Annotated in this window: 20 protein-coding genes and 1 pseudogene; 15 read left to right on the top strand and 6 right to left on the bottom strand. The window is 62.2% G+C overall.

The genetic code is table 11. From position 1 onward, the window contains the following. Positions 1 to 94: 94 nt before the first annotated feature. Positions 95 to 1,894: a translation elongation factor 4 gene (lepA, locus tag IE101_RS17605; RefSeq protein ID WP_189635163.1), complete on the top strand. Its 1,800-nt coding sequence runs from the start codon at positions 95 to 97 to the stop codon at positions 1,892 to 1,894. A gap of 459 nt (positions 1,895 to 2,353) precedes the next feature. Here the strand turns inward: lepA and IE101_RS17600 are convergent, their stop codons facing one another. Then, a complete protein-coding gene (locus IE101_RS17600; RefSeq protein WP_189635162.1) occupies positions 2,354 to 2,542 on the bottom strand; it encodes a DUF3329 domain-containing protein in 189 nt (62 codons plus the stop codon). Positions 2,543 to 2,592: 50 nt separating this feature from the next. Here IE101_RS17600 and IE101_RS17595 point away from each other — a divergent pair, with 50 nt between their 5' ends. Next, entirely contained in the window at positions 2,593 to 2,910 is a 318-nt protein-coding gene (locus IE101_RS17595) for an antibiotic biosynthesis monooxygenase family protein (protein ID WP_189635161.1), read from the top strand. A 5-nt stretch (positions 2,911 to 2,915) separates the two neighbouring features. Here IE101_RS17595 and uvrB read toward each other — a convergent pair whose 3' ends face one another. Beyond that, a complete protein-coding gene (gene uvrB / locus IE101_RS17590) occupies positions 2,916 to 5,096 on the bottom strand; it encodes an excinuclease ABC subunit UvrB (protein ID WP_189635160.1) in 2,181 nt (726 codons plus the stop codon). A 355-nt stretch (positions 5,097 to 5,451) separates the two neighbouring features. Here uvrB and IE101_RS17585 point away from each other — a divergent pair, with 355 nt between their 5' ends. Beyond that, positions 5,452 to 5,763 carry an ETC complex I subunit gene (locus tag IE101_RS17585; RefSeq protein ID WP_189635159.1) on the top strand — a complete coding sequence of 104 codons (312 nt, stop codon included), beginning with the start codon at positions 5,452 to 5,454 and terminating at the stop codon, positions 5,761 to 5,763. A gap of 195 nt (positions 5,764 to 5,958) precedes the next feature. Further along, complete coding sequence (locus IE101_RS17580; RefSeq protein ID WP_189635158.1) at positions 5,959 to 6,894, top strand: MYG1 family protein; 936 nt, start codon at positions 5,959 to 5,961, stop codon at positions 6,892 to 6,894. A 379-nt stretch (positions 6,895 to 7,273) separates the two neighbouring features. Here IE101_RS17580 and IE101_RS17575 read toward each other — a convergent pair whose 3' ends face one another. Genes IE101_RS17575 through IE101_RS17560 form a run of 4 tightly spaced genes read right to left on the bottom strand, consistent with a single transcriptional unit; the run spans position 7,274 to position 11,223 of the window. Further along, positions 7,274 to 7,969 (bottom strand): GntR family transcriptional regulator, encoded by a 696-nt coding sequence (locus tag IE101_RS17575; RefSeq protein ID WP_189635157.1) that lies wholly within the window; start codon positions 7,967 to 7,969, stop codon positions 7,274 to 7,276. 5 nt (positions 7,970 to 7,974) lie between these two features. Beyond that, on the bottom strand, positions 7,975 to 8,868 hold the full coding sequence (locus IE101_RS17570) for a DMT family transporter (protein WP_189635156.1): 894 nt from the start codon (positions 8,866 to 8,868) through the stop codon (positions 7,975 to 7,977). Between the two features lie 4 nt (positions 8,869 to 8,872). After that, the gene (gene argE / locus IE101_RS17565) at positions 8,873 to 10,033 is read right to left on the bottom strand and encodes an acetylornithine deacetylase (protein WP_373296134.1); all 1,161 of its coding nucleotides are present in this window, start codon (positions 10,031 to 10,033) and stop codon (positions 8,873 to 8,875) included. Positions 10,034 to 10,038: 5 nt separating this feature from the next. Beyond that, positions 10,039 to 11,223, bottom strand: coding sequence for a M24 family metallopeptidase (locus IE101_RS17560; protein ID WP_189635155.1), 1,185 nt, complete (start codon positions 11,221 to 11,223; stop codon positions 10,039 to 10,041). A gap of 185 nt (positions 11,224 to 11,408) precedes the next feature. Between IE101_RS17560 and ehuB the strand changes: the two genes are divergently transcribed. The 11 genes and pseudogenes from ehuB to IE101_RS17505 all read left to right on the top strand — a co-directional run. Then, positions 11,409 to 12,254, top strand: a complete 846-nt coding sequence (ehuB, locus tag IE101_RS17555) for an ectoine/hydroxyectoine ABC transporter substrate-binding protein EhuB (RefSeq protein WP_189635154.1) — start codon at positions 11,409 to 11,411, stop codon at positions 12,252 to 12,254. An 88-nt stretch (positions 12,255 to 12,342) separates the two neighbouring features. Continuing rightward, the gene (ehuC, locus tag IE101_RS17550) at positions 12,343 to 12,990 is read left to right on the top strand and encodes an ectoine/hydroxyectoine ABC transporter permease subunit EhuC (RefSeq protein WP_229804284.1); all 648 of its coding nucleotides are present in this window, start codon (positions 12,343 to 12,345) and stop codon (positions 12,988 to 12,990) included. After that, positions 12,987 to 13,655, top strand: coding sequence for an ectoine/hydroxyectoine ABC transporter permease subunit EhuD (ehuD, locus tag IE101_RS17545; RefSeq protein ID WP_189635152.1), 669 nt, complete (start codon positions 12,987 to 12,989; stop codon positions 13,653 to 13,655). Before ehuC ends, ehuD begins: the two co-directional genes overlap by 4 nt. Before the next feature lie 3 nt (positions 13,656 to 13,658). Next, positions 13,659 to 14,471 carry an ectoine/hydroxyectoine ABC transporter ATP-binding protein EhuA gene (gene ehuA, locus IE101_RS17540; RefSeq protein ID WP_023665861.1) on the top strand — a complete coding sequence of 271 codons (813 nt, stop codon included), beginning with the start codon at positions 13,659 to 13,661 and terminating at the stop codon, positions 14,469 to 14,471. Next, positions 14,461 to 15,477, top strand: a complete 1,017-nt coding sequence (gene eutB, locus IE101_RS17535) for a hydroxyectoine utilization dehydratase EutB (RefSeq protein ID WP_189635151.1) — start codon at positions 14,461 to 14,463, stop codon at positions 15,475 to 15,477. Before ehuA ends, eutB begins: the two co-directional genes overlap by 11 nt. Then, entirely contained in the window at positions 15,467 to 16,453 is a 987-nt protein-coding gene (locus IE101_RS17530; RefSeq protein ID WP_189635150.1) for a cyclodeaminase, read from the top strand. The genes eutB and IE101_RS17530 overlap by 11 nt, the downstream gene beginning before the upstream one ends. A gap of 7 nt (positions 16,454 to 16,460) precedes the next feature. Beyond that, positions 16,461 to 16,940 carry an Lrp/AsnC family transcriptional regulator gene (locus tag IE101_RS17525; protein ID WP_023665864.1) on the top strand — a complete coding sequence of 160 codons (480 nt, stop codon included), beginning with the start codon at positions 16,461 to 16,463 and terminating at the stop codon, positions 16,938 to 16,940. Between the two features lie 114 nt (positions 16,941 to 17,054). Further along, the gene (locus IE101_RS17520) at positions 17,055 to 18,530 is read left to right on the top strand and encodes an NAD-dependent succinate-semialdehyde dehydrogenase (protein ID WP_189635149.1); all 1,476 of its coding nucleotides are present in this window, start codon (positions 17,055 to 17,057) and stop codon (positions 18,528 to 18,530) included. An 11-nt stretch (positions 18,531 to 18,541) separates the two neighbouring features. Continuing rightward, entirely contained in the window at positions 18,542 to 19,915 is a 1,374-nt protein-coding gene (locus IE101_RS17515; protein ID WP_189635148.1) for an aspartate aminotransferase family protein, read from the top strand. 305 nt (positions 19,916 to 20,220) lie between these two features. After that, a pseudogene (locus IE101_RS17510) lies at positions 20,221 to 20,630 on the top strand (IS21 family transposase); the annotation flags it as partial. 65 nt (positions 20,631 to 20,695) lie between these two features. Continuing rightward, a partial coding sequence (locus IE101_RS17505; protein WP_189635147.1) for an IS5 family transposase occupies positions 20,696 to 21,366 on the top strand: 671 nt, incomplete at its 3' end.

Genomic DNA, 21,366 nt, shown 5'->3' with positions numbered 1-21,366 from the left:
CTGCATGCCTCAGGGCGACTCGGTGGCATGCCGAGATGCGGGGAGGCCGCTGATCCCCCTTTCCGGGCCAGTGCTGACAGGCTATATCGCGCGAATGACCCAGCTTGACCGTATCCGCAACTTCTCCATCGTGGCCCATATCGACCACGGCAAATCCACCCTCGCCGACCGTCTGATCCAGATGACGGGCACGGTGGCTGCGCGCGATATGAAGGCGCAGATGCTGGACTCGATGGATATCGAGCGGGAGCGGGGCATCACCATCAAGGCCAACACGGTACGGATTGAATATCCGGCCAAGGATGGCCAGACGTATATCCTCAACCTGATCGATACGCCCGGCCACGTCGACTTCGCCTACGAGGTTTCGCGGTCGATGCGTGCGGTTGAAGGGTCGCTGCTTGTGGTGGACGCCTCGCAAGGGGTTGAGGCCCAGACGCTGGCCAACGTCTATCAGGCCATTGACGCCGGCCATGACATTGTGCCGGTTCTCAACAAGATCGACCTGCCCGCCGCTGACCCGGACCGGGTCAAGGAAAACATCGAAGATGTGATCGGGATCGATGCCTCGGATGCGATTCCGATATCGGCGAAAACCGGCCTTGGCATCCCGGATGTGCTTGAGGCAATCGTTCAGCGTCTGCCCGCCCCCAAGGGCGATCGCAACGCGCCGTTGAAGGCGATGCTGGTCGACAGCTGGTACGACAGCTATCTGGGCGTCGTGGTTATGATCCGCGTGATCGACGGTGTGATCCGCAAAGGGGATCGCGTCAAGATGATGCAGACCGGCGCGGTCTATGGCATTGACAAGCTTGCGGTTCTCAAGCCGCAAATGCAGGATATTGCAGAGCTGGGGCCGGGCGAGATCGGCGTTCTGACAGCCTCGATCAAACAGGTGCGTGATACCCGCGTCGGTGACACGATCACCCATGAGCGCAAACCTTGCGATGCGCCGCTGCCTGGCTTCAAGCCTGCCCAGCCGGTGGTGTTCTGCGGCCTGTTCCCGGTGGACGCCAATGATTTTGAGGCGCTGCGGGATGCGATCGAAAAGCTTGCGCTCAACGATGCGTCCTTCAGCTATGAGATGGAAACCTCGGCCGCGCTCGGCTTCGGGTTCCGCATGGGCTTCCTCGGTCTGCTGCACCTTGAGGTGGTACGCGACCGTCTGGAGCGGGAATATGACCTTGATCTGATCACCACGGCGCCTTCGGTGGTCTTCAAGCTGCATATGAAGGATGGGGAGGTGCGCGACCTGCACAACCCCGCCGACATGCCCGACCTGACCTATATCGACCATATCGAAGAGCCGCGCATCAAGGCGACGATCATGGTGCCTGACGAATATCTGGGCGATATCCTCAAGCTTTGCCAGGATCGCCGCGGGATCCAGCAGAACCTGACCTATGCGGGCAGCCGTGCGATGGTGGAATATGACCTGCCGCTGGCGGAGGTCGTGTTCGACTTTTATGACCGGCTCAAATCGGTGACCAAAGGTTATGCGAGCTTTGACTACCAGCTGAGCGAGTATCGCGAAGATAACCTCGTGAAAATGTCGATCCTGGTGAATGATGAGCCTGTCGATGCGCTGGCGATCATGGTGCACCGTGACCGCGCCGAAAGCCGCGGGCGGGTCATGGTGGAGAAGCTGAAAGAGCTGATCCCGCGCCATATGTTCAAGATCCCGATCCAGGCTGCCATCGGTGGGCGCGTGATTGCGCGCGAAACGATTTCGGCCATGCGGAAGGACGTGACCGCCAAATGCTATGGTGGTGATGCGACGCGGAAGAAAAAGCTTCTGGAGAAGCAGAAGGAAGGCAAGAAGAAGATGCGCCAGTTCGGGAAGGTTGAAATCCCGCAGAGCGCCTTCATCAATGCGCTCAAAATGGATAGCTGAACGCCCAGACAGGTTTCCCGCGGCCCGCAGTTTTTGCGGGCCGCTTTCATTTCTGCGCGGCAAAGCCGTGGGGTGGGGAAGGGAATCACGCATACCCACAGTCTGCGCTATGGGCGGTTAAAGAAGTCTGACCTTCAGATTTAACCGCTTCTTAGCGATCTGCGGGTCAGCATGAGGGCATGCATTGGTTCGTGATTCTCTTTTTTCTCTGTGCCGCCTGTGGCACCCAGCCCGCGCCTATGATGTTCGGTGGCGCGCGGCATGAAACAATCGTCGATGGTCGGACCTTTGTGGTCTATCGCAAGGGAAACCGGGTCGAAGTCATCCGCGATGGCCCCGCCGGACCCGGTGAACATGACAAGATCAGGGCGACGATGATTGAAATCGTCCCATGGCTGACCGGGTGTCAGGTCGTGCGACGCTCAGTCGAAGGTGATAGCGGCGCGCTCCGCGCACGTGTCACTTGTCCGAGGGGCCGACGATGAGGAGCTTGTAAGCCGCCACTGCACCAACTGCGCCGAACAGGATGCCCCAGCCCGGCTCTCCCATCGAGAATTCGAGCGTTGCCCAACCCAAAGTGAAGAGCGTGATCGCCCAGCGCACCCAAGCGCGGCGATAGAAGGGATGGTCAGGGTCGATGAACCGCATGAATTTCCTGCAAAAACCTGTTACCCTGCACTTCAGGGAGGAGAGAAACCATGCCAGAGATCACCACGACCTTTCAAGGGCAGACCGTCATTACCACCTTCGAAGTCAGCCCAGGCACCGCGCATGACCTGATCGAGGCGCTGCAAGAGGCGTATCAGGACTTCATCCGCCACCAGCCAGGATTTCTGGGCGCGGGACTGCATATGAACGACGCCCAGACGCGGATCTGCAACTATTCTCAATGGGTGCGGCGCGAGGACTATCAAGCGATGCTGCGCACCGAAGAGATGCGGCAAAGAAACCGCCGAATCGCAGAGCTTTCGCGCAGCTTTGAGCCGGTGATGTATGAGGTTCAGGCGGTCTTCTGACCGCCTTACCGCTTGCGCCGTTTATTGCCGCCGCGTTGCCCGGCGCGGCCGGCGGTAGAGCGGCCACTGGCCTTTGTGGCCTCCTCGACAGCTTCTTCCACGACGCTTTGGCGCGCCATCGGGTCGTCCGACACAGCGAGTTCTACAGCCTCAAGACGCTTCACCTCATCGCGGAGACGGGCGGCTTCTTCGAACTCAAGGTTCTCGGCGGCCTTGCGCATCTGCGCGCGCAGCGCATCAAGATGCGCCGCCAGGTTCGAGCCGACCAGCGGCTTGTCAACCTTGGCCGTGACGCGCGACATGTCGGTGTCGCCCTGCCACAGGCCGGCCAGCACATCCTCGACGTTCTTCTTGACTGTCTGCGGCGTGATCCCGTGCAGGGCGTTATAGGCCATTTGCTTTTCGCGCCGACGGTTGGTTTCAGCCAGCGCCCGTTCCATGCTGCCGGTGATCCGGTCGGCATACATGATCACTCGGCCCTCGGCGTTCCGGGCGGCACGGCCGATGGTCTGGATCAGCGAGGTTTCAGACCGCAGAAAGCCTTCCTTGTCTGCATCCAAAATTGCAACCAAACCGCATTCAGGGATATCCAGCCCTTCACGCAGAAGGTTGATTCCCACCAGAACATCAAAGGCCCCCAGGCGCAAATCCCGCAAGATTTCAATGCGTTCGATCGTATCGATGTCGCTGTGCATATAGCGGATACGGATGCCCTGTTCGTGGAAATATTCGGTCAGATCCTCGGCCATGCGCTTGGTCAGGGTCGTCACCAGCACGCGCAGCCCCTGCGCTGCAACCCGTCGGATCTCATCCAGAAGATCGTCCACCTGCATGTCCACCGGGCGGATTTCGACAACCGGGTCCAGAAGGCCGGTCGGTCGGATCACCTGTTCGGCAAAGACGCCGCCCGCCTGCTCCATCTCCCAGGCGGCAGGGGTTGCCGAAACGAAAATCGACTGCGGCCGCATGGCATCCCATTCCTCGAATTTGAGAGGGCGGTTGTCCATACACGACGGCAGGCGGAAGCCGTGTTCTGCGAGCGTGAACTTGCGGCGATAGTCGCCGCGATACATGCCGCCGATCTGGGGCACGCTGACGTGGGATTCGTCTGCAAAAACAATCGCGTTGTCCGGAATGAACTCGAACAGCGTCGGTGGCGGCTCGCCGGGTGCGCGACCTGTCAGATAGCGCGAATAGTTTTCGATGCCGTTGCAGACGCCGGTCGCCTCGAGCATTTCGAGGTCGAAATTGGTGCGCTGTTCCAACCGCTGCGCCTCAAGCAGCTTTCCCTCGGCCACAAGCTGTTCCAAGCGCTGCTTCAGCTCCAGTTTGATGCCCTTGATCGCTTGTTGCATGGTGGGGCGCGGGGTGACGTAGTGGCTATTGGCGTAAATCCGGATCTGTTTGAACACATCGGTCCGCGCGCCTGTCAGGGGGTCGAACTCGACGATGCTTTCCAGCTCCGGCCCAAAGAAGGAAAAGCGCCAGGCGCGGTCTTCAAGGTGGGCAGGCCAAACCTCAAGGCTGTCGCCGCGCACCCGAAACGCCCCGCGCGAAAAGGCGGCGTCATTTCGGCGATACTGTTGGGCAACCAGTTCGGCGATCACCTGCCGCTGTTCGTACATCTGCCCCACGACAAGATCCTGCGTCATGGCCGAATAGGTCTCGACCGAGCCGATGCCGTAGATGCAGCTGACCGAAGCCACGATGATCACATCATCGCGTTCCAGGAGCGCCCGGGTGGCCGAGTGGCGCATCCGGTCGATCTGTTCGTTGATCTGGCTTTCCTTCTCGATATAGGTGTCCGAACGCGGAACATAGGCCTCGGGCTGATAGTAGTCATAATAGCTTACGAAATACTCAACGGCATTCTCGGGAAAGAAGCCCTTGAACTCGCCATACAATTGCGCGGCTAGCGTCTTGTTCGGGGCAAGGATGATCGCCGGGCGCTGCGTTTCCTCGATGATCTTGGCCATGGTGAAGGTCTTGCCAGTGCCTGTCGCCCCCAGCAGCACCTGATCATGTTCGCCACTGCGAATCCCCTCGGCCAATTCGGCGATGGCGGTTGGTTGATCGCCTGCTGGCTGGAAGGGCGAATGCATCACGAACCGCTTGCCGCCCTCCAGTTTCGGGCGGGTCAGCACGTCGGGGCGTTCGGTCGGGGCATTGGTATTGTTGTGGGGCATCACGACTCTCTTGCAGCACCGCAAAGATGATCTGTTTTTGTTCCCGTTCAAGGCCAGAATTGCCTCTGGGGCAGGGGATCTGCGCCCCCCTTGCGAAAGTCTAAACAAAGAAGGGGCAATTTTAGCGATCATTTTCCGAAATTAATCATCTTATGATTGAATTTTGGCGCTTGCTTTGCCATCGTGGTAGGGCAAGCAACGCACTGTCGGTCGGCCGCACCACACCCACCCCACACCCAGGCCGGCCGACAGAACCTTGCGCCTTTCCCTTGGATCTGATGCAGAAACCGGGTGCCGGGCCTTGCCTCGGATCAGGATTTCGCCAATAAGAAGGCAGTTCTTCAAGGAGCCTCCCATGCGCGCACGCATCTATCAGCCCGCCCGCAACGCGATGCAATCCGGCACGGCCAAGACCAAGGGCTGGGTTCTGGAATTTGCCCCGGCCTCGGCGCGCGAAGTGGACCCGCTCATGGGGTGGACCTCGACCACGGACACCACCACGCAGGTGAAGCTGCGCTTTGACAGCCGCGAGGCTGCCGAGGATTATGCCAAGGCCCATGGCATTGACGCCGAGGTGCTGGAGCCGAACAAGCGCAAGCCTAACATCCGTCCGCTGGGTTATGGCGAAAACTTTGCCACCAGCCGTCGCGGCGCCTGGACGCACTGAGGCTGTAAATCGGGGCAAAGTTGTCGCGGAATCGGAGCCAAGATTTCGCGGATCCCCAGATTTAGATATTGGCGAGCGCGACGATCAACATCTTGACGCTCGTCGCGTTGCCGCCGAAATCACCCCGAACACGACTTCCGCAGGGCGACCCAACCGGTCGCCCATTGTATTTCCTGACCTGCCAGAGTGCCTATTATGACCATTACCCACCTCGTCACCCACAATGGCGGCTTTCATGCAGACGAACTGCTGTCCTCGGTCATTCTGGCCCGCCTCTATCCGCAGGCCGAGGTGGTGCGCACCCGTGACACCGCATGGATCACCCCCGGTGAGGGCAAGATCATCTACGACGTGGGCCGCGATTATGACGCCGAGGCGGGCATCTTTGACCACCACCAGCGCCCCAATCCCGTGCGTGAGGACGAACAGCCCTACAGTTCCTTCGGTCTGATCTGGAAGCATTACGGCCTTGACTACCTGCGCGCCTTGGCGATCCCCGAGGTCGATTTGGAAGATATCCACGCCAGCTTTGAGCAGAGCTTTGTCTTGCCCATCGATTTGATGGACAATGGCGCGATGAACCCTTCGGTCGCGGGTCCGCTGACGCCTTTGACCCTCTCGATCCTCTTGGAAAGCCTGAAGCCCGTCTTCGACAACCGCAGTTCTGACGCGGACGATAAAGCTTTCTCAGCGGCTCTGCCGATTGCGCGGGCGTTCGTCGAGGCGTCGATCACCAAGAAAGCCGCCAAGCGCCGCGCCGGGGCCATGGTGACCAAGGCGATCAATGACGCTGGCACCTCGCACATTCTGGAATTACCCATGGGTATGCCCTTCCGCTCGGCAATCGAGGCCACGGGCGCGGACCACCTGCTCTTCGTTGTCAATCCCCGGGACACGGACTGGTCCATCGGTGGTATCCGCATCAGCGGCGACAGCTTTGAGCAACGCGCTGATCTGCCAGCCGCATGGGCGGGGCTGAGCGATGCGGCGCTGGAAGAGGCCTGCGGTGTCAAAGGCGCAAAGTTCTGCCATAACGGCCGCTTCATCGCGGTCGCCAGCAGCCGCGAGGCGGCCATCAAAATGGCCGAACTGGCCGTCGAAGAGGCCGAGCGCACAGGCCCCGCCGACTGATCCCGCAGGAGGGCGGCATGGCGTTTCTGTTGTACGGAGACGAAAAGGGGCGGCCACGATCCCTGGCCCACGGCTCTGGCGCGAGGATGGAAAATCCTTGGATGGACACGGTCGCGGAGAAGTTTGCAGACTTGGGCTTCCAACGTCGGGGAATTCCTGCCGAAACACACCGAGGCTCGATGCCAGCGGATCGTTGCGCCCGGCCCAAAGCCGACGCGCACATGGGCTTGGCTCGACGCGTCAACAGTGACGGCAGATGCTGTTGAGTTGAGCAGCGCCATTTCAAGTATTAGGGCGAAGAACTGGCGCTGTGCACGACGCAATGGGATTTCCACGTGGTACGCTTCTCGGTAAACCGACATTTCGTCATGCGATACGCTCATGTCGTTCTTGCTGCCAATCTCATGCGGATGAAGCTCATCGAAATATGGGTGCGGTGCAAAAGCGCTGCCGAACGTACATCGCCTATTTCCAGCGCGCGAAGGATATCGTCTATCTCGTCGGCGAAAATGGCGGCTTCGGTGGCCACGTCGATCCGTTCGGCACCCATTGACTTCATCCAGATGCGCGATGTCTGGACGAAAAGCCGGTCGCATATCTCGCGCAGGGGCTCGTTCGCGGTGATCCGGTAGAACTCGTCGAAGAATTCGAGGTTCAGTTGCCCGAAGCGGCGGGCATCGGGGTTGTCGGCCAACTGGCGGATTTCTGTCGACAGGCTGGCGAGGCGGTTCCAAAGCACCGGATTTGGCGGGTTCGGTGATAGAACGCCAAGAAGTTCGGCCAATTCCATCCGCAGTTGGTAAGTCTGCCCGAGCGTTTCGATATCCGCATCGGTGACGAAGGTTCCGACGCCGTGAACCGATTGCAACAGCCCTTCGCCCTCGAGCCGGACAAGAACGCGACGCAGCGGCGTGCGGCTGGTGCCGAATTCCGCGGCCAGTGCTTCTTCGGAAAGGCGGGTCCCCGGCGGATAATCCAAAAGGCATATCCGGCTTTTCAGGATGTCGTACAAACGGTCGAAACGATCGCGCGCACTCGGGGTTTCGGTTGGGTCGAAATCCATCAATCCTACCATCAATCCTACCTCGTCTGGTATGAAACGACGTACACGCCGAACGCCGACAAAGCGAGTCCCGCAAGCGCGAGCGGATGAAGCCGCTCACCCAGAAGCGCCCATGCGAGGATCATGGCCAGCGGCGGAACGAGGTACATGTAGGAAGAAATCTGCGTCGCATCGCCGCGCTGGACCATCGCCAGATAAAGCCCGATGGACACAAGCGAATTGGCCAGCACGAGATAGGCCAGCGCCATGACCAGTTCGGGCTGCCAGTCGATCGCCATGCGTTCGGTCAGCGCCGCCAAGGGGGCCAGCAGGACGAAACCCACGACGTATTGCACAAGGCCGCTTGCGACCGGATCGGTCCGGAAGCCGTGCCATTTCTCGAACAGGGTGGCGGTGCCGATTCCCGCCAAGGCCCCCAGCGCCAGAAGTGATGCCCCCCACGGGCTTGGCCCGAGGCTGCCTTCGGACCAGATGGCCAGGACGACGCCCGCCATTCCCACCGCCAGACCGAGCCAGAGCAGCGGACCGCTCCGTCGCCCGCCCAGCAGCGGCGTCAGCGCCGCGACCAAGGCCGGTTGCAGCGACATGATGATGGCGGTCGTTCCGGCATTCATGCCCCGCTTCATGGCCAGATAGGCAAGCCCGAAATAGACGCCCTGGATGAGAATTCCCGTCAGGACGAGCGCCGCCCAATGCCCCGCAGCGACGGGCCATAGCGGGCGCCGGATCATGGCCAGCGGAACCAGAACCGCGACCGCCAGCCCGTAGCGCAGCGCCAGCATCGTCATTGGTTCGCTATATGCCAGACCCAGCTTGCCGAAGACGAAGCCGCCAGACCACAGCAGGACAAAGACGAAAGGCGCTGCTCGCCAGAGGGCGGACGGGGCATGAACGGTCGCGGGCTGTTGCATCTGTCTATTCCGTCAGTCTTGTGCCCAGCCGGTTCAGCATCGTTAGGCATTGCGATAGCTGGTCCAGCGACAGGTATTCGTCGGGCTTGTGCGCCTGTTCGATCGACCCCGGACCGCAGATCACCGCCGACATTCCAAGCGCCTGGAAAATGCCTGCCTCGGTGCCGAAGGGGACCAGACCCGCACCGTTCACGCCGGTCAGTTCCATGACGATGTCACGGGCTTCGTTGATCTCAGCGGGAACCAGGCCGTCGACCTCTCCGATCACCTCGGTGACGATATCTGCCGCAGGGTGGACGCTTCGCATGGCCGGAATCAGGTGGTGCTGGCAGTAGTGGTGCAGGTCCTGCTTGACCAGATCGGCATCCCCGGGCTGGACGGGCCGCATCTCCCAATCGATCCGGGCCTTGCCTGCGATGACGTTGTGCGCCACGCCACCAACCAGCGCGCCGGTGTTGATCGTCGTCCATGGGGGCTCGAAGCGGCTGCCGGCAGGGGCGCGGGTCTTCAGCACCTCAGCCATTTCCAGCAGGCGCGCGACGTAGCGCACCGCATATTCGACGGCATTCACGCCCCGGTCCGGTGCCGAGCCATGGCCCTCGAGCCCGGTGAAATGGACGCTGTATTCGTAGCACCCCTTATGGCCTTCGATCACCCGCATCATCGTCGGTTCGCCGATGATCGCCACGCCGGGCCGGACCTCGCGGTCACGCAGCAGGGGGGCCAGAGCCTGCGCACCGAGACAGCCGATCTCTTCGTCGTGTGTGAAGGCGAAATGGATGGGGCGCTTGCGGGCCATCTTTGCGTAATGCGGGGCCATCGCGACGGCTGCCGCGATGAACCCCTTCATGTCGCAGGTGCCGCGTCCGTAAAGGCGACCGTCCCGTTCGGTCATCGCAAATGGGTCGGTCGTCCAGTTCTGGTCGGCGACGGGCACCACATCGGAATGTCCGGATAGCAGGATACCCCCGCCGACCTCTGGCCCGATGGTGGCGAAGAGGTTCGCCTTGGTTCCCGTGGCGTCCTTGAAAACCTCGACCCGCGCCCCTGCATCTGAGAGCCGGTCGGCCAGAAAATCGATCAGCGCCAGATTGCTTTCGGACGAAACCGTCGGAAAGGCGATCATCTCGGCAAGCAGGTCGCGGGTGCGGGTCAAGGTATCCAAGGTGGTCAGTCCTTAATGAAGAGTTTGCGTTCGACGTTGCAGAGCGCCTGCGCCGGACCGCTTTCTCCGATCAGGATGGTTTCGGTCGTTTCCAGACCCCAGCTTTCCATCCAGAGGGCGGGCATGAAGTGGAAGACCATGCCCGGTTGCAGGACCGTCTCGTCCTCGGTCCGGATCGAGGCGGTGCGTTCGCCCCAGTCCGGCGGATAGGACAGGCCGACCGGATAGCCCATCCGGCCTTCGCGGTGGATGCCGTGCTTCTTCAGCACCGCCATGAAGGCGTTGGCGATGTCGCAGGTGCGGTTGCCCGCCTTTGCTGCGGCCAGACCGGCCTCGATCCCTTCGATCTGCGCCGCTTCGGCACGCCGCATCTCGTCGGGCGGGGTGCCCAGATAGACGGTGCGGCAGAGCGGGGCGTGATAGCGGCGATAGCAGCCCGAAAGCTCGAAGAAGGTCGCCTCGCCCGATTTCATCGGCGCGCCGTTCCATGTCAGGTGCGCGGCCGTGGCGTCGACGCCCGAAGGTGTCAGCGGGACGATGGCGGGATAATCGCCCCAGTCATCGCCAACGCCCGTCAGGGCGGCGTGGTAGATTTCGGCCACCAGTTCGTTCTTGCGAAGGCCGGGCCGCGACTCCTCGATCGCGGTACGGATGACTTTTTCCGAGATCGACGCCGCCTTGCGGATGAAGGTGATCTCTTCGTCCGACTTGATCAGGCGCTGCCAGTTCACCAATGCGGTTGAATCGACGAATGTCGCACCGGGCAGCTCTTCCAGCAGCGTGGCGTGGGCCTTGGCCGAGTAGTAGTAGTTCTCCATCTCGACGCCGATGCGGGCCTTTTCCAGCCCCAGATCGCGCAGGATGCGGGCAAGGTCCTGCATCGGGTGGCGGACCGTCGACTGCACATAGCTGTCTGCGTAGCCGTGGATCGACCCGGGCGCGATCCAGCAGGTCCGCAGCGCGCCGAGGCTGTCCATGTAGCGGCCCCACCAGCGCGGCTCGCCGTCCATCGTCAGGATGACGCCCTGATGAACGTAGAAGGACCAGCCGTCATAGCCCGTCAACCACGCCTGATTCGACGGGTCCGTGACGAAAACGGCGTCCACTCCGGCACGGGCCATCGCCGCGCGCGTTAAGGCAATGCGCCGAGCATATTCGGCAGGACTGAAGGGGGCGTTCTGCGGTGCCATGATGTCTCCCTGACGGCCTAGTTGTGTACATGTATACGGAGAGAATTTCTTTCTTGGCAAGATGTAAGCCAAAAATAACGGATATTTCCGAGATACCGCCTTGACAGAATTGTGTTCATTGCTGTGTTGTGTACAACAAGCGGGAAGCGCGACGAACTAGCCCGCCACGCAACAGGAGGAATGAAATGAACGCTTCCACGATGAAGACGACGGCCATCGCCACGCTTTGGCTGGGCATCTCGGCTTGTGCCGCGCTGGCTGGCCCCTTGTCGGACCGCATCGCCGCGGGCGAGCCGATCCGCATTGGCTTTGCCAATGAAATCCCCTTCGCGTATCCGGGCGAAGACGGCAGCCCCAAGGGCTTCGTGAATGCCGAGGTGATCGGCGTTCTGGCGAAGATGGGCTATACCGACATCGAAACCGTCCAGACCGAATGGGGCGGGCTGATCCCCGGTCTGAACGCGGGCCAGTTCGACATCATCACCGGCGGGATGAACATCCTGAAGGCGCGCTGCGAGAACATCGCCTTTTCCGAACCGATGGCCAAGATCGGTGACGGGTTCATCGTCGCGCCCGGCAATCCCAAAGGTCTGAAGACTTATGACGACATCAAGGCGCAGGGTGCCATTCTGGTGACCGGTGCCGGCTATTCGAACATCGACGCGGCCAAGTCGGCGGGCATCGACGAAGCCAGCATCATGGTCGTCCCCGGCCCGACCGAAATCCTCGCCGCCGTGAAGGCGGGCCGCGCCGATGCCGGAACGGGCACCTATCCGACCATGAAGCAGCTTGCCGACAGCTCGGGCGGGGCGGTCGAGATCACCGATCCCTCGGCCATGCCGGAAGAGTCGTTCAACTGGGCGGGCGTCGGTTTCCGCAAGGAAGATCAGGACTTCCTCGACCAGTTCAACGCGGCGCAGAAGGAATACCTCGGCAGCGCCGACATGATGGCCGCCGTGGCCGAGTACGGCTATTCCGAAGCGATGCTCCCCGGTGACAAGACCACCGAATGGGTCTGCGCGAACCGCTGACGCAGTCCGGATCTTCACCATTGGAAAAGGGCTGGTTCGATCCGGCCCTTTTACCCGCAAAAGGGGGCGGGCTGCTATGTGGGATTTCTTGCAGACATACGGGGGCCGCCTTGCCGAAGGGACATTGGTCACCGCCGCGCAATTCGCGCTGGCCACCGCAGTGGCCCTTGTGGCGGCCCTGGCGGCCGGTCTGGGCCGGTTGTCCGCCCATTGGCCGGTGCGCGCCGCTGCGACGACCTATGTGGAAATCTTCCGCGGCACCTCGCTTCTCGTGCAACTCTACTGGATCTTCTATGTCCTGCCGCTGTTCGGCATCAGCCTTCCGAAACTCACTGCAGGGTTCCTATCCGTCGGTCTGAACGTCGGTGCCTATGGCGCGGAAATCGTGCGCGGCTCGATCCTTTCCGTCCAGCGCGGCCAATGGGAGGCCGCCTATGCGCTGTCCATGTCGCCATGGAAACGAATGCGCCGCATCATCCTGCCGCAGGCCATCGTGCTGATGCTGCCGCCATGGGGAAACCTTCTGATCGAACTGCTGAAGGGGACCGCTCTGGTCGCCCTGATCGGGGTGGCGGACCTGATGTTCGTGGCCAAGCAGATCAACGGGTCCACCTTCCTGTCGGCCGAAGCCTTCGGGACCGCGCTGGTCATCTACTATCTGCTCGCCCGCGTCCTGATCACGCCCGCGATGCGCCGGCTCGAGCGGTCCATGGCACGGAGGCTCGGTCGCGCATGACGTTCGACTGGAAATGGGATTTCGTCTGGGAAATCGCGCCGCGGCTGGCCGCTGCCACGCTGAACACCCTGCTGGCGGCCGGAAGCGGCTATGCCATCGCCCTTGTGCTGGGCCTTGCCCTGGCCTTGGGGCAAAGGACGCGCTGGCCCGCGCTGACCTTCATCCTGCGCGAGACGCTGGAGTTCATCCGGTCGACGCCGCTTGTCCTGCAAATATTCTTCATCTTCTACGTCGGGCCGCAGGTGGGGATCACCCTGTCGCCGTGGGTGGCAGGGATGATGGCCATCGGGCTGCACTATTCGGCCTATCTGTCCGAAGTCTACCGCGCCGGAATCGAGGCCGTGCCCAAGGGCCAATGGGAAGCCTGCCGCGCCCTGAACATGACGACCCGCGATACCTATGCCCGCATCGTGCTGCCGCAGGCGGTGCCGCAGGCGATACCCGGGATGGGCAACTATCTGGTCGGTATCTTCAAGGACACGCCGATGCTGTCCGTGATCGGCGTCACCGAACTGATGCAGACGGCCAACGCCATCGGGTCGGAAACCTACCGCTTTCTTGAGCCCTACACGCTGGTCGGGGTGATCTTCCTCGCCCTGTCGCTGCCCACGGCCGGACTCGTCAGGCTGCTGGAGCGCGTGCTGCGCCGCAAACTGGGAATGTGAACCATGGAACTCTCTGCCTATCCGCTGGAATTGCCCCCTGACGACCGCCCCATGGTGCGGTTCATGAACGTGACCAAGTCCTACGGCTCGCTCGTGGTGCTGGACGACCTGAACCTCGATATCCAGCGGGGCGAGATGGTTTCGGTGATCGGGCCGTCCGGTTCGGGCAAGACGACCGTGCTGCGGATGCTGATGACGCTGGAATCGATCAATGGCGGCGTCATCTACATCGACGGCAAGCCCCTGACCCACATGGAACGCAAGGGAGTGCTGGTGCCCGCAGACGAAGCCCATCTGCGGCGGATGCGGGCGTCCATCGGGATGTGCTTCCAGCATTTCAACCTGTTTCCCCACATGACCGCGCTTCAGAACTGCATGGAAGGGCCGGTTCAGGTCCTGGGTCTCAGCAAGGCCGAGGCGCGCGACCGCTCCGAGGAACTGCTGAAGATGGTCGGCATGATCGACAAGAAGGACCAGCACCCGTCGCGCCTGTCGGGTGGTCAGCAGCAGCGCGTGGCCATCGCGCGTGCCTTGGCGATGCGCCCGCGCATCATGCTGTTCGACGAGGTGACATCCGCGCTGGACCCCGAGGTGATCGGAGAGGTGACCGAAGTCATCCGCAGATTGGTGGCCGAACATGACCTGACTATGCTGATGGTGACGCACCAGATGGGCTTTGCGCGCGACATCTCGGACCGCATCTGCTTTTTCTACAAGGGAAAGATCGAAGAGCAGGCCGCGCCCGAACAGTTCTTTACCAACCCCCAGCGGGAACGGACCCAACAATTCCTGCGGGCGGTCAAGGATGCCGACTGATCCCTCAATCGCGCTGGCCGATATCCTGTCTGCCGCATCCGTCATTCGTGGACAGGCAAGCGACATGCCTTTGGTGCCGTCGCCATCACTGACGGCGCTGACGGGGCAGACGGTCCTGCTCAAGCTGGAAAACATGCAGCCGATGGGGGCATTCAAACTGCGTGGCGCCCTCAACGCATTGGCCAACCTGTCCGAAGACTCCGGCGGCGTCGTATGCTGTTCGACGGGCAATCACGGGCGTGCCATTGCTTTTGCCGCACGCCAGCGCGGTCTGCGAGCGGTCGTCTGCATGTCGGAACTGGTGCCCAAGGCCAAGGTGGACGGCATCCGCGCACTGGGGGCCGAGGTGCGGATCATCGGGCGGTCGCAGGATGACGCCGCCGTCGAAAGCCTGCGCCTTGGGAAAGAGGAAGGTTTGACGGAAATCCCGCCCTTTGACGATGCGCGCGTGGTTGCGGGGCAGGGGACCATCGGCCTCGAACTGCTGGCGGCGCGGCCGGATCTGGATACGCTACTTGTTCCTCTGTCGGGGGGCGGGCTGGCGGCGGGGGTGGCCTTTGCCGCCAAGACGATCAAGCCGTCGATTCGCGTGATCGGTGTCTCCATGGTTCGCGGGGCCGCGATGCAGGCCGCGCTCGTCGCGGGCAAGCCCGTGCAGGTGACCGAATACCCCTCGCTGGCCGACAGTCTGGGTGGCGGGATCGGGATGGACAACCGCATCACCTTTGCGCTCTGCCGCGACCTGCTGGACGAGGTGGTGCTGGTCGGGGAAGACGCGATCCGCGACGCGATGCAAGCGCTGTTCTTCGATGACCGGATCGTCGCCGAAGGGGCCGCAGTCGTCGGCATCGCGGCGATCCGCACGGGTGCGGTTCGCCTGACCGGACCGACCGCAACCATCATCACAGGACGAAACACCGACATGCCCAGCTTTGCCGCCATGATGGCGGGCCAGAGCGTGACCGTCGGTGACCTGACCATCAAAGGCAAAACCTATGGCGCATGACATCCAGATCGTAACCGAGGCAGAGCTGCGCCGTCTGGTATCGCTTGACCTGTCCACGGTCGATGTCATCGAACGCGCCTTTCTGGCCTTGGCGCAGGGCAGGGTGGCCATGCCACCGATCCTGTCGATGGTGATGGCAGAAGCCCATGGCGAGGTTGACGTCAAGACCGCCTATGTGTCGGGGATGGAGGGGTTTGCCATCAAGGTCAGCCCCGGCTTCTTCGGCAATCCGGCACTGGGTCTGCCCAGCCTGAACGGTTTGATGATCCTGTTCTCGGCCAAGACGGGATTGGTGCAGTCGCTCTATCTCGACAATGGCTATCTGACCGATATCCGGACCGCTGCCGCAGGTGCCGTCGCGGCGCGCTATCTCGCTCCGGCCAAGGTCGAAACGGCGGGCGTTATCGGAACGGGCGTTCAGGCGCGACTGCAGATGCAGGCGGCGCATCTCGTCCGTCCGTTCCAGCGCGTTCTGGTCCACGGGCGCGATCACGAAAAGGCGCAGCGGTGTGCCGACGATCTGGCGAGCCTGCTCGGCATCGTGGCCGAGGCGGTGGTCGACCCTGCCGCCCTCGTGCGCGACGCGCAGCTTGTGGTGACGACGACACCTGCCCGCGCACCGGTTCTGCGGGCCGAATGGCTGCATCCCGGTTTGCACATCACCGCCATGGGTTCGGACCAGTCCGGCAAGACCGAAATCGACCCGCGCGCCCTACTGGCCGCCGATGCCTATGTCTGCGACCGCGTTTCCCAATGCGAAGTGTCAGGCGAGCTTGAGGCCGCCTTGGCTGCCGGCATATGGGACCGGGGAACCCCGCCCGAACTGGGCGAGGTCATCGCAGGGCATAAGCAGGGCCGACGGTCCGAAGCAGATATCACCATCTGCGACCTGACCGGCACGGGTGTGCAGGATACCGCCATTGCCACCCACGTTCATGCCATGCACCCGACAGCGGGAACGGTCCTGCGCGCCTGACCCGACCATGAAACTTGACCCCCGCGACATTGCCATCCTGCGCGTCCTTTCGGCAGAAGGCCGGATCTCGAAGGCAGCCCTTGCCGAACGCGTCGGCCTGTCGCCATCGCCCTGCTGGGAGCGGCTGCAGAAGCTTGAAAAGGCGGGGCTGATCGAAGGCTATCGTGCCGAGGTTTCCCTTCGCAAACTGGGCCCGCATGTGACGGTCTTTGTCGCGGCGGAACTGGCAGACCACACCGCCGCCCGTTTCCGCGCCTTCGAAGCGGCAGTTGCCCAGCACGACGAAATCACCGCCTGCTGGGCATTGGGCGGCGGCTTCGATTACCTGTTGCAGATCGTGACCCGCGACATCGACGCGTATCAAAGGCTGATCGATGCGCTGCTCGATGCCCGTATCGGACTTGCGCGCTATTTCACCTACATCGTGACCAAGCCTGTCAAATCCTCTGGCACCATCCCGTTCGAGGCTTTGTTGGGCGATGGATGAACCGGCACGCAAACCCCCCATTCGGCAGATGAATCTTCTGCACCGGTCAGCAAGTTCGGGCGTTTCCTCTGCCTTTCGCGGCCCAGACTGTGGCCAGTCGAACAAGAGGTTTCCATGCTAGACACAGCCATCTCAGCCCGCCCCGATGTCACGGACAAGGCCTTGGTCCGCAGCTTTTCCTATGTCGATGGCCGCTGGGTCGGCGGCGAAGGCGGCGAAAGCTTTGCCGTGAACGATCCGGCCACCGGCTGCGAACTAGGCCGCGTCGCGCGCCTGACCGCGGCCCAGTCGGTTCAGGCCGTGGACGCGGCGCAAGCGGCCTTCGGCCCTTGGTCGCACCGTTTGCCGCAGGACCGCGCGGCCATTCTGCGCCGCTGGTTCGAACTGATCCTGACCCATGCCGACGATCTTGCCCGGATTATGGTTCTGGAACAGGGCAAGCCCCTGTCCGAGGCCAAGGGCGAAATCTCCTACGGCGCGGCCTTCGTCGAATTCTACGCCGAAGAGGCGAAGCGCCCGAACATCGAAGGCGTGACGAGCCACCTGACCGATGCCGAAGTCGAACTCTGGCGCGAACCGGTCGGCGTGGCGGCGTTAATCACGCCGTGGAACTTTCCGTCGGCCATGCTGACGCGCAAAGCGGCGGCGGCACTGGCGGCAGGCTGCACCGTGGTTTGCCATCCTTCGGCCGAGACGCCGTTTTCCGCGCTGGCTCTGGCCGAGCTTGCCGAACGGGCAGGGGTTCCGGCGGGTGTGTTTAACGTCGTGACCGGTGCCGCGCCCGAGATCGTTAAGCCGTGGACCGAAGATCCGCGAGTCCGCGTGCTGTCCTTCACGGGTTCGACCGAAATCGGGCGGCTTCTCTACCGCCAGTCCGCCGATACGGTGAAGCGGCTTGTGCTTGAACTTGGTGGCCACGCGCCGGTTCTGGTCTTTGCCGATGCCGACATGGACAAGGCGGTTGCCGAGGTGATGAAGGCGAAATGGGCGACCAGCGGGCAGGATTGCCTTGGTGCGAACCGCATCTTCGTCGAACGTCCCGTCTATGACGAATTCTGCCGCCGCTTCACCGAGGCGACGCGACGTCTGACGGTGGGGCCGGGCATGGATGATTGCGACATCGGCCCCCTGCTGAACGACCGCGCCGTGGCCAAGCAACGGGAACAGGTGGCCGACGCGCTAGCCAAGGGCGCGCGTCTGGCCTGTGGCGGGGGATGCCTGCCCTTGGGCCCGCTGTACTTCGAACCCACCGTTCTGGTCGACGTGCCCGACACGGCGCGCATCCTGCACGAGGAAACCTTCGGTCCCGTCGCGGCCATCCTGCCCTTCGACACCGAGGACGAGGTGACGGCCCGCGCCAATGCGACGGAATACGGGCTGGTCGCCTATATCCACACGCAAGACCCGCGCCGCATCTACCGTCTCAGCCGTGCGCTGCAATTCGGCATGGTGGCGGTGAACCGGACCAAGGTCACCGGCGCGCCGATCCCGTTCGGAGGGATGAAACAATCCGGCCTGGGGCGCGAGGGATCGCGGCTCGGCATGGAAGAATTCACTGAAATCAAATACGTCTGCCGCGATTGGGCCTAAGGAGAACACGAATGCTGACGAATGACCAACTGGCCCAATGGGACCGGGATAACTTCTTCCATCCATCCACGCATTTGGCCCAGCACGCGCGGGGTGATACACCCAGTCGCGTGATCCGGACCGCCAGCGGTTCCCATATCGAAGACCGCGATGGCAACCGTTTCCTTGACGCCTTCGCGGGGCTTTACTGTGTGAACGTGGGCTACGGCCGACAGGAAATCGCGGAAGCGATCGCTGCGCAGGCCCGCGAACTGGCCTATTACCACGCCTATGTCGGTCATGGCACCGAAGCGTCGATCACACTGGCCAAGATGATCCTGGACCGCGCGCCCGCCAACATGTCGAAGGTCTATTTCGGTCTGGGCGGTTCGGACGCGAACGAAACGAACCTTAAACTCGTCTGGTATTACAACAACATCCGTGGCCTGCCGCAGAAGAAGCGGATCATCTCGCGCTGGCGTGGCTATCATGGATCGGGTCTTCTGACAGGGTCGCTGACGGGGCTCGAGGCCTTCCACAAGAAGTTCGACCTCCCGCTGTCACAAGTGATTCACACTGAAGCACCCTATTACTTCCGCCGTGCAAACCTTGAGCAGTCCGAGGCGGAATTTGTCGCCCATTGCGCCAATGCGTTGGAAGCGCTGATCGAGCGCGAAGGTGCCGATTCCATCGCGGCCTTCATCGGCGAGCCAGTGCTTGGGACCGGCGGCATCGTTCCACCTCCGGCTGGGTACTGGAAGGCCATTCAGTCGGTCCTGAAGAAGCATGATATTCTGCTGATCGCGGACGAGGTGGTAACGGGCTTTGGCCGCCTTGGCACCATGTTCGGCAGCACGCATTACGGCATCGAGCCAGACCTGATCACCATCGCAAAGGGCCTGACCTCGGCCTATGCACCGCTTTCGGGGTCCATCGTTTCTGATCGTGTCTGGAAGGTTCTGGAACAGGGCACCGACGAGAACGGTCCCATCGGCCATGGGTGGACATACTCTGCTCACCCGATCGGGGCAGCGGCGGGTATCGCCAATCTCCAGTTGATTGACAGGTTGGGTTTGATCCGCAACGCCTCGGATGTCGGAACATATCTGACCAGGACGATGGCCGAGGCTTTGGCTGATCATCCCAATGTTGGCGAAGTGCGGGGCGAGGGGATGCTTTGTGCGGTCGAACTTGTGGAAGATCGCAATGGTCGGCGCTTCTTCGATCCGGGCCGCAAGATTGGCCCGCAGGTCGTCGCATCGATGCTGGCGAAGGATCGGGTCATCGCGCGCGCAATGCCGCAGGGAGACATCATCGGCTTCGCACCACCTTTCTGCCTGACACGGACAGAGGCCGATCAGGTCGTCATGGCGACAGTTGCCGCCATTCGCGCCGTGATTGGCTGACGCGGCCCTAGGCATCTCTGCGCATGGTTCGACGGGTTTAAGCGTGACAGCCACCGAAGCCCAAAGCGCGGCAAGACTGCGCTTTGGGCGCTTCACTGTGTGGATGCCGTCCAGCAGAAGGGTTAGGGGCCTCTCCAAGGGGCCCCGCGCTCGACTATTGTGAGTGCTGGACGTAATCTCCCCAAAAGCGCTGGATGAAAATTCCCCAGTTTGGCGCTGAAGGCGATGGTCAGGGGGGGGCATGCCCCCCCTGACCATCGGCGGCGCAGAATTCCTCCTGCTGATGCCAAGGGAAGGGCGCGCAGGTGGTAGGACTGAGGGAGATCGTGATGATCTTGGAATTGAAGCGTCAGGGCCTTGGTGTCAGCGCGATAGCGCGGCAGACGGGGCTGGATCGCAAGACGGTGCGGAAATATCTTGAGCGGGGGCTGGAGGCCCCGGTCTATGGGCCGCGGGAACCGGGGGAACGACTGGCCACCCGGTTCGGTTCGTATCTGACCGAACGGCTGGCGGCGTTCCCCGGGCTTTCGGCGCGCAGACTGCATCGCGAGATCAAGGCGATGGGTTACGAGGGGGCCTATTCGACGTTGACGGAATACCTGCGCTGATCCGACCGGCGGTTCCGCGAGAGTTCGAGCGGCGCTTCGAGACCGGGCCGGGTCAGCAGGCGCAGGTGGACTTTGCCGAGTTCCAGGTCGCGTTCACCTCGGAACCGGCGTTGTTGCAGAACTCTGGCTGCGGCGGATTCACAGCGTGAATCCATGCGGTTAGACAGGCCGCATGAGCAAGCCATCACCTGCCCGCTACCGCACGACGAACTGGTCCAGCTACACCGCCTCGCTTCGCAGGCGCGGGTCTTTGCTGATTTGGCTGGACAAGGAGATGGCTTGGGTCGCGCCGCCTGAGGGCAAACCCGGTCGGCCTGCGGTATTCTCGGATGCGGCAATCCAGTTTTGCCTGACAATCAAGGTCCTGTTCAAGCTGCCGCTCAGGCAAACGACCGGGATGGTGGCCAGCCTCTTGAAGATGGCGAACCTGGACTGGGATGTGCCGGACTATACGACGCTTTGCCGACGGCAGAAGACATTGGCAGTTCATATCCCGTATCGGCGCGCCGATGGGGCTCTGAACCTGCTGGTGGACAGCACCGGGATCAAGTTCCTCTGTGATGGTGAGTGGCAAGCGCGCAAGCATGGTGTGCAAGGCCGACGTCAATGGCGCAAGGTCCATCTGGCCATGGACACCGCCACTTCGGACATTCGAGCGGTGGAATTCACCCCCAGCAGCGATGGTGACAGCCCCGTGCTGCCAGAGTTACTGGACCAGATCCCCGGAGGCGAAGAGATAGGCACGGTGACTGCGGATGGTGCCTATGACACGCGCCGCTGCCACACAGCCATCATAGACCGGCAGGCCACCGCGATCATCCCTATCCGAAAGAATGGGCGGCC

It is taken from the genome of Gemmobacter lanyuensis (assembly GCF_014652355.1).
Lineage (GTDB): Bacteria > Pseudomonadota > Alphaproteobacteria > Rhodobacterales > Rhodobacteraceae > Gemmobacter > Gemmobacter lanyuensis.
This window is presented reverse-complemented; position numbering and strand designations above follow the sequence as displayed.